10 protein-coding genes and 1 tRNA gene are annotated in these 7,748 nt (G+C 69.1%); 2 read left to right on the forward strand and 9 right to left on the reverse strand.

The features are described 5' to 3' along the window. Positions 1-3 precede the first annotated feature (3 nt). Genes ACILRF_RS04420 through cobA form a run of 6 tightly spaced genes read right to left on the reverse strand, consistent with a single transcriptional unit; the run spans position 4 to position 4,945 of the window. Positions 4-822, reverse strand: coding sequence for a ferredoxin--NADP reductase (locus ACILRF_RS04420; protein ID WP_395671056.1), 819 nt, complete (start codon positions 820-822; stop codon positions 4-6). A gap of 29 nt (positions 823-851) precedes the next feature. Then, the gene (locus tag ACILRF_RS04425; RefSeq protein WP_395671068.1) at positions 852-1,598 is read right to left on the reverse strand and encodes a phosphoadenylyl-sulfate reductase; all 747 of its coding nucleotides are present in this window, start codon (positions 1,596-1,598) and stop codon (positions 852-854) included. A gap of 5 nt (positions 1,599-1,603) precedes the next feature. Continuing rightward, complete coding sequence (locus ACILRF_RS04430; RefSeq protein ID WP_395671057.1) at positions 1,604-2,107, reverse strand: DUF934 domain-containing protein; 504 nt, start codon at positions 2,105-2,107, stop codon at positions 1,604-1,606. Beyond that, positions 2,091-3,746, reverse strand: coding sequence for a nitrite/sulfite reductase (locus ACILRF_RS04435; RefSeq protein ID WP_395671058.1), 1,656 nt, complete (start codon positions 3,744-3,746; stop codon positions 2,091-2,093). The genes ACILRF_RS04430 and ACILRF_RS04435 overlap by 17 nt, the downstream gene beginning before the upstream one ends. A 9-nt stretch (positions 3,747-3,755) precedes the next feature. Beyond that, positions 3,756-4,115, reverse strand: a complete 360-nt coding sequence (locus tag ACILRF_RS04440) for a DUF2849 domain-containing protein (RefSeq protein WP_395671059.1) — start codon at positions 4,113-4,115, stop codon at positions 3,756-3,758. Then, positions 4,112-4,945: a uroporphyrinogen-III C-methyltransferase gene (gene cobA / locus ACILRF_RS04445; RefSeq protein ID WP_395671060.1), complete on the reverse strand. Its 834-nt coding sequence runs from the start codon at positions 4,943-4,945 to the stop codon at positions 4,112-4,114. The genes ACILRF_RS04440 and cobA overlap by 4 nt, the downstream gene beginning before the upstream one ends. A gap of 174 nt (positions 4,946-5,119) precedes the next feature. Here cobA and gcvA point away from each other — a divergent pair, with 174 nt between their 5' ends. Beyond that, positions 5,120-6,076 carry a transcriptional regulator GcvA gene (gene gcvA, locus ACILRF_RS04450; RefSeq protein WP_395671061.1) on the forward strand — a complete coding sequence of 319 codons (957 nt, stop codon included), beginning with the start codon at positions 5,120-5,122 and terminating at the stop codon, positions 6,074-6,076. Between the two features lie 21 nt (positions 6,077-6,097). On the opposite strand, the gene ACILRF_RS04455 is transcribed toward gcvA, so the two are convergent. Continuing rightward, positions 6,098-6,173: transfer RNA gene (locus tag ACILRF_RS04455), tRNA-Lys, on the reverse strand. Positions 6,174-6,270: 97 nt separating this feature from the next. Here ACILRF_RS04455 and ACILRF_RS04460 point away from each other — a divergent pair. Further along, positions 6,271-6,582, forward strand: coding sequence for an Hpt domain-containing protein (locus ACILRF_RS04460; protein ID WP_395671062.1), 312 nt, complete (start codon positions 6,271-6,273; stop codon positions 6,580-6,582). Between the two features lie 58 nt (positions 6,583-6,640). On the opposite strand, the gene ACILRF_RS04465 is transcribed toward ACILRF_RS04460, so the two are convergent. Both ACILRF_RS04465 and ACILRF_RS04470 read right to left on the reverse strand, forming a co-directional pair. Next, positions 6,641-6,853 carry a hypothetical protein gene (locus tag ACILRF_RS04465; protein WP_395671063.1) on the reverse strand — a complete coding sequence of 71 codons (213 nt, stop codon included), beginning with the start codon at positions 6,851-6,853 and terminating at the stop codon, positions 6,641-6,643. Between the two features lie 71 nt (positions 6,854-6,924). Next, positions 6,925-7,748, reverse strand: an 824-nt coding sequence (locus tag ACILRF_RS04470) for an SDR family NAD(P)-dependent oxidoreductase (RefSeq protein WP_395671064.1), incomplete at its 5' end; no start/stop codon positions are given.

Here is a 7,748-nt window from a genome sequence, read left to right on the forward strand (position 1 = left end):
GCCTCAGGTCTCGACGAACGCCTTTTCAAGCACGAAGTCGCCAGGATTGGCGATGGAGCCTTCGACGAAGCCGCGATCCAGCAGCTGCTGCTTGAGGTCGGTCAGCACCGAGGGGCCGCCGCACAGCATGACGCGGTCTTCCGCCGGGTTGAACGGCGGCAGGCCCAGGTCGGCGAACAGCTTGCCGCTCTCGATCAGGTCGGTGATCCGACCGCGGGTCTTGAAGTCCTCACGCGTCACTGTCGGATAGTACTTCAGCTTGCCGCCGATCAGTTCGCCGAGGATTTCGTCGTTCGCCAGTTCGTGGTCCAGCAGCTCGGCATAGTTCAGGTCGGCGACCTCGCGCACCGTGTGGGTGACGACGACGTCCTCGAACTTCTCGTAGACCTCCGGCTCCCGGGCGAGCGACAGCCAGGGGGCAAGCCCGGTTCCGGTGCCGAGCATGTAGAGGCGCTTGCCGGGCTTCAGGCCGTCCAGCACGAGGGTCCCCGTCGGCTTGCGGCCGATGAGCACCTGATCGCCGACCTTGATGTTCTGGAGGCGCGAGGTCAGCGGGCCGTCCGGCACCTTGATCGAATAGAACTCAAGCTCCTCGTGCCAGGACGGGGAGGCGATGGAATAGGCGCGGACGAGGGGCTTGGCGTCGTCCTTCATCAGTCCGACCATGACGAACTGGCCGCTCGCGAAGCGAAGGCCCGGGTTGCGGGTCGTGCGGAACGAGAAAAGGCTCTCCGTCCAGTGCTGAACCCATGTCACGGTCTCGACATAGAAGGCGCCGGTGGCCTTCAGGGGGGCGGCCGGCGCCACGGTCACGTCAGTCATGTCAGGTCTCTAAAAATTCTTGGCGCGGCTCAGATGTCGCCGCCGACGTCGACGGTCGCGCCGGGGGCCCGGGCCACGTGGATGCCGCATTCGGTCTTCTCGAGGCCCTTCCAGCGGCCGGCGCGGACGTCGTCGCCCTCGTCAGCCGGATGGGTGCAGGGCCAGCAGCCGATCGACGGGAAGCCCTGGGCGACCAGCGGATGGGCCGGCAGGCCATGCTCGGCCGCATAGGCGTCGAGGTCGGCCTTCGTCCAGTTGGCCAGCGGGTTGAACTTCAGCTTGCCGTCAGCCTCTTCGACGACGCGCAGGCGCAGCCGGTCGCCGCCGTGGAAACGCTTGCGGCCGGTGATCCAGGCGTCGAATTCGCCGAGCGCCCGGTCAAGCGGCATCACCTTGCGGATGTTGCAACAGGCGTCGGTGTCGCGCTGCCACAGCTTATTGTCCGGATCGCCGGTGGCCAGGTCCTGGTAATGCGGGCGCAGGTCGCGCACGTCGGTCAGGCCAAGGTGCGCGGCCAGGGTCTTGCGATAGTCGAGCGTCTGGCCGAACTGCATCCCGGTGTCCAGGAACAGGACCGGCAGGTCCGGCTTCACCTGGGAGACCAGGTGCAGCAGCACGGCGGATTCGGCGCCGAACGACGACACCAGGGCGAGGCTGTCGCCATACTCGCGCACCGCCGTGGCGAGGATCTCGCGCGGATGGGCGTTGCGCAGTTGGGCGTCGAGGACTTCGGCCCGGCTCAGGATCTTCGAGGTTTCGACGTTGTCGTACGCCATGATGCTCACTCTCCCCGCTCCATATAGGCAGGCGAGCGGGCGTCCGCGCCCCTCTGGTAGACGTGGCGATAGCGGTCGACCGCCGCACCCCAGGTCTCGGGCGTCGAGCCGTCAGCCGGCTCGTAGGCGTCGAAGCCGGTGCGGACCATGAACAGCGCCTGTTCGCGCAGCACATCGCCGACCGCCCTCACCTCCCCCTTGAAGCCGAAGCGCTCGCGCAGCAGGCGGGCGTTGGTGTAGGCGCGGCCGTCACCGAACTTGGGGAAGTTGAAGGCCACCACGGACAGGCGCGGCAGGTCGTAGGCCAGGGCCTCGACCTCTTCGTGGCTGTCCAGCACCACGCCGACCTTGCGGCCTTCGGCCAGCAGGGCCTCGCCCTCGGCCTGGAACCGGGTCAGGGAGATGATCACGTCGCCCTTGGGGATCGCCCAGTCGTCGGTGACGCGGGTGAACGGATCCTCGGCCAGGACGAAGCCGCCGGCCGGCGTCAGCTTAAGTCGCGTCGGCATAGACGGCCTCCTTGAACGGGGCGACCCCGGTCCGGCGGACGGTGTCGAGGAAGCGCTCGCCGTCCTGGCGCTCGCGCAGATAGACGTCGACGACGGTGTCGACCGCGTCGGCCACCCGGTCGTACGGCAGGGCCGGACCGAGCATCGAGCCGACGCCGGCGTCCTCCGCCCCCGAGCCGCCGAGGGTCAGCTGGTAGAACTCCTCGCCCTTCTTATCGACGCCGAGGATGCCGATGTGGCCGATGTGGTGGTGGCCGCAGGCGTTGATGCAGCCGCTGATCTTGATCTTCAGCTCGCCGACCAGCTCGGCGCGATCCTGGTCGCGGAACTTCTCGGCGATGTTCTGGGCCACCGGGATCGCGCGGGCGTTGGCCAGTGCGCAATAGTCCAAGCCCGGGCAGGCGATGATGTCGCTGACCAGGTTGATGTTCGGCGTCGCCAGCCCGGCGGCGTCGAGGGCGGCCCAGACCGTCGGCAGGTCGTCGAGCCGGACGTGCGGCAGGACGAGGTTCTGTTCGTGCGTCACGCGGATGTCGCCCTGGCCGTAGCGCTCGGCAAGGTCGGCGACGACCTCCATCTGCTCGGCGCTGGCGTCCCCGGGCGTCTGGCCGATGGCCTTCAGCGAAATCTCGACGATGCCGTAGCCGGGGACCTTGTGGGCCTTGAGGTTGTTGCGCGCGAACCGGGCGAAAGCCGGGTTGGCGGCCTTGGCGTCCTCGAAGACCTCGGAGCGGTTGCGGAAGGTCTCAAACGACTTCGGGGCGAAGGCGCCGCGGATGCGGGCCAGTTCGGTATCGGGAAAGTCGACGTTCTCGCCGATCTTCTCCCATTCGGCCTCGACCTGACGGGCGAACTCCTCGCGGCCCAGGGAGGCGACCAGGATCTTGATCCGCGCCTTGTGGATGTTGTCGCGCCGGCCGTAGCGATTGTAGACCCGAAGGATCGCCTCCAGGTACGAGAACAGCCGGTTGGCGGGCAGGAACTCGCGGATCGTCGGGCCAATGTGCGGCAGCCGGCCGAGGCCGCCGCCGACCATGACTTCGAAGCCCAGCGCGCCGTCGCGGGCACGCTTCAGCACCAGGCCGATGTCGTGGACCTTGGCCGCCGTCCGGTCCTTCGGCGCGGCGGTGATGGCGATCTTGAACTTGCGCGGCAGCCAGTTGAATTCGGGGTGCACCGTCGACCACTGGCGGATCGCCTCGGCCCAGACGCGCGGATCGTCGATCTCCTCGGCCGTCGCCCCGGCGTAGGGGTCGGCGGTGACGTTGCGCACGCAGTTGCCGCTGGTCTGGATGGCGTGCATGTCGACGCTGGCCAGGTGATCCATGATGTCCGGCGCGTCGGCGAGCTTGATCCAGTGGAACTGGAGGTTGGTGCGCGTCGTGAAGTGGCCGTAGCCCTTGTCGTAGGTGCGGGCGATGAAGGCCAGCTTGCGCAACTGGGTCGGGTTCAGCGACCCGTAGGGGATCGCGACCCGCAGCATGTAGGCGTGCAGCTGCAGATAGAGGCCGTTGCGCAGGCGCAGCGGCTTGAACTGGTCCTCGGTCAACTCACCGGCCAGGCGGCGTTCGGTCTGGATGCGGAACTCGGCCGAGCGGTCGGCCAGCAGGTCCTTGTCGATGGCGTCGTACTGGTACATGGCGCGCCTCTACTTGCGCTTGATCAGGTTGACCCGGCCCGACGAACGGGCCGCGCCGTGCGCTTGCCGCAGGGCCTCGATCACCGCCCCACCCTCGACCTGCTTGCCGTGGGGAAGGTTGGTGGGGCCGAGCGCGCGGATACGCTCGCGATAGCTGACGGGGGCCCAGACCTCGCCGACCTCCATGAGGTCGACCAGATAGGGCTCGACGACGACGGTGGGCTGGTTCTTGCCGTGGGCCTCGGCGGCCTCACCGGCCGCATCGTCGTCGGCGAACAACTGGGCGTCGGCGAAGCGTTCGACCCAGGCGCCGTCCTTCCAGAACACGACTTCGCCGTCGATCAGGCGGTTGGCGGTCAGCGCCCTCATGCGCGGGCCTCCTTGATGATGGCGGCGAGGTCCGGCGCGCCGGCGTCGGCCAGCGCCATGGCTTCGCCGACGATGAGCAGGGCCGGACCGGACAGGGTCTGGGCGGCCTCGGCGAGGCCGGCGAGCGTGGTGACGACCCGCCGCTCGTCGGCGCGCGAGGCATTCTCGACGATCAGAGCCGGCGTCGCGGCGTCGCGGCCGGCCGCCATCAGCCGCGCGGCGATCGGCGCCGCCTGCGACAGGCCCATGTAGACGACGACCGTGTGGTTGGCGCGGGCGAGGCTGGCCCAGTCGAGGTCGGGCTCCCGGCCCTGGGCGGCGTGGCCGGTGACGAAGGTCACCGCCTGGGCCGAGCCGCGATGGGTCAGCGGGGCGCCGGCCCCGGCGCTGGCCGCCAGGGCGGCGGTGACGCCGGGAACGATCTGGCAGGCAATGCCCGCCTGGCGGCAGGCTTCGAGTTCCTCGCCGCCGCGGCCGAAGATGAACGGGTCGCCGCCCTTCAGGCGCACGACGGTCAGGCCGTCGCCGGCGAAGGCGACGAGCATGCGGTTGATCTCGTCCTGGCTGTAGCTGTGGCGCGACTTGCGTTTGGCGACGGAGATCCGGCGCGCCTCGGCCGGGGCCAGGGCGAGGATCTCGTCGGAAACGAGTCCGTCATGCACGACGACCTGGGCGGTCTGCAGGACACGCAGGGCCTTGAGGGTCAGCAGGTCGGGGTCGCCGGGGCCGGCGCCGACCAGCCACACGTCGCCGGGGGGCCGGCCGCGGCTTCCGCCGCCCAGGACCACCAGCCCGTCGGCGCGCTTGGACCTGTGTGGGGCAAACGCCATGAAATTAGCTTCTCTAAACGCGGAACTCGACGAGACGGCGGGCGGTAGCAGGGCCGCCGCCCCGCTGCAATCCGCCTGTTGGACCTGTCGATACAGCGGCGGACGCTTGCAAATAGGTGGCGCAAGGCGCAATTCGCAAGGCGAAGACTTCTGTCGGGGCTATCAGAGATTCTCATGGATCGTCCGCAAGAGCGCCGCCGGCTGCCGCCACTGAACGCCCTGCGCGCGTTCGAGGCGGCGGCGCGGCATCTGAACTTCAGCCGGGCGGCGGACGAGCTCTCGGTGACGCCCGGCGCGGTCAGCCAGCAGATTCAGAACCTCGAGGACTATGTCGGGGCGGCGCTGTTCAAGCGCACACCGAAGGGTCTGCTGCTGACCGACGCGGCGCAGACCGCCCTGCCCGCCCTGCGCGAGGCGTTCGACCGGCTGGCCGAGGCGGCCAGCCTGCTGACCGCCGCGGTCGATGGCCGACGCCTGACGATCACCGCGGCGCCGTCGTTCGCCGCCAAGTGGCTGGTGCCGCGCCTGGGCGCCTTCGAGCAGAAGCACCCGCAGGTCGACGTCTGGCTGTCAGCGGGCCTGGAGGTCGTGGACCTGACGGCCGGCGAGGTCGACATCGCCGTGCGTTACGGCGGCGGCCGCTATCCGGGTCTGGAGGTCCGCCGGCTGCTGAGCGAGACGGTGATCCCGGTGATCAGCCCGGCGCTGCTGGCCGAGACGCCGCTGAGCACGCCCGAGGACCTGAAAGCCCACGTCCTGCTGCACGACGGCTCGCCCGATCCGGACGACAGCTGCCCCGACTGGCCGATGTGGCTGGCGGCGCGCGGGGTGAAGGGCGTCGACGGAATGCGGGGCCCGCGTTTCAACCAGTCGAGCCTGGTGATCGAGGCGGCGGTCAACGGCCGCGGCGTGGCGCTCGCCAAGCGGACCATCGCGCAGGCGGACCTGGAGGCCGGCCGGCTGGTGGCGCCGCTGAAGGACACCACCGCGGTCGACTTCGCCTATTACCTCGTCCATCCGAAGGCCAAGGCTCGCCTGCCGCAGGTGAAGGCCTTCATCAGCTGGATCGAGGCCGAGGCGGAGGCCCACGAGGCCGCCCTGCGCGCCATCGACAACGGCGCGGGCATCTGAGCCTTCAATTTCACGGAGACGTGGTGGGTGCAGTAGGATTCGAACCTACGACCCGCTGATTAAGAGTCAGCTGCTCTACCAACTGAGCTATGCACCCGTCCCGGCGGTCGGGCAGCAAGGCCCGTCGGCGAGGGCGCGGAAAATACGCGAAAACGCAGGCTTGGCAAGCGCCTGTAGCAGGGTAAGCCAGACGCATGGAAAGATCCGCACAAGTCATTGATTTCGCATATCTCGAAGGATTTCTCGCCGGCGACGCAGCGGTGATCCGCGAAGTGCTGGCGCTGTTCACGGCGCAGGCGGACGTCTGGCGGGCCGGCCTGAACGCCGGGCGCGAGGGCTGGCGCGACGTGGCCCATACGGTGAAGGGCGCGGCGCGCGGTATCGGGGCTCCGATCCTGGCCGAGGCCTGCGAGCGGGCGGAGTTCGGCGACGAAGCGGCCTTGCCGGACGCCCAGGCGGCGCTCAGCGAGGTTGTCGCCGCGATCGAAGCCCGTCTGGCGAGCTGAGACCCCACGAAAAAGGGGCCGGCGCGGGCCGGCCCCCTCTCCTGTCGCGCCGGATCGCTCAGCGCTGGACCGGCGTGCCCTCGCCGCCCTGATCGGTCGGCCGAGTGTCGTTCGGGTCGCGGGTGCGGCCGTCGCCGTCCGTGTCGATGCGGCGCTCTTCCTGGCCGACCTGGTTCTGCTGCTGGCCGCCGGCGTTCTGCGGCCGCTGCTGTTGCGGCTGCTGCTGCTGTTGACGGTTGTCCTGCTCGTGACGGTTCATGTCCTGGTTCATGGCAAACCTCCGGGGTGGGGACGCCGCAACAACGTCCGCCCGCCAGGCGGCGTTCCTCAGCTAAGCCGTTATCAGCCCAGCGGTTTCTGGTAGATTTCGCCGTCGTCCGAGCCGCGTGGCTCCGCCATCTTGCGATGCTGCTCGGCCTTGATGCTGTCGGGAGTGATGGCGCCGGCGGCCGCTTGAAGCTTGTTCTTCCAGCCCGCGACGACGTCCCCCTCGCCCTTCTTCATCGCCTCGTAGCCGGTCCTGGCGACCTTCGCCGCGTCGTCCTTGGAACCCTGGCCCACCTTGGTGTCGAGCATGCCGGCGCGTTCGAAGAAGTCGGTGTCGGTGGCGCCCGGCATCAGGGTGGTGACGGTCACGCCGGTGTCCTTCAACTCGTTGCGCAGAGCCCAGGCGAAGCTGTCCACGAACGCCTTGGTGCCGTTGTAGACGGCCTGGAACGTGCCTGGCATGAGGCCGGCGATCGAGCCGGTGAAGAGGATCCGGCCCTGGCCGCGGGCGACCATCCGCGGGGCAAGCTGCTGTACGAGGTAGACCGTGCCGGTGATGTTGGTGTCGATCACGTGACGCCAGGCGGCGAGGTCCTGTTCGAGGAAGGCGTGGCCGAGGCCGTGCCCGGCGTTGGCCATCAGCACGTCCACCGGCCGGCCGCCGACCAGGGCGACGAGGCTATCGACGCCCTCGAAAGTCGCAAGATCGACGTTGAGATGCTGGACGGAGGCGCCCATGCCTTCGAGCGCCTGTGCCGCTTCGACGATCTCCGGGCGGTCGGCGGCGATGACGAGGTCGTAGCCGTCCTCGGCGACCAGCCGGGCGAGTTCATAGCCAATCCCGGACGAGGCGCCGGTGACGACCGCGAGCGGACGCAGGTTCGAGGCTTCGGACATCG

This window comes from Phenylobacterium sp. (assembly GCF_044236515.1).
GTDB lineage: Bacteria > Pseudomonadota > Alphaproteobacteria > Caulobacterales > Caulobacteraceae > Phenylobacterium.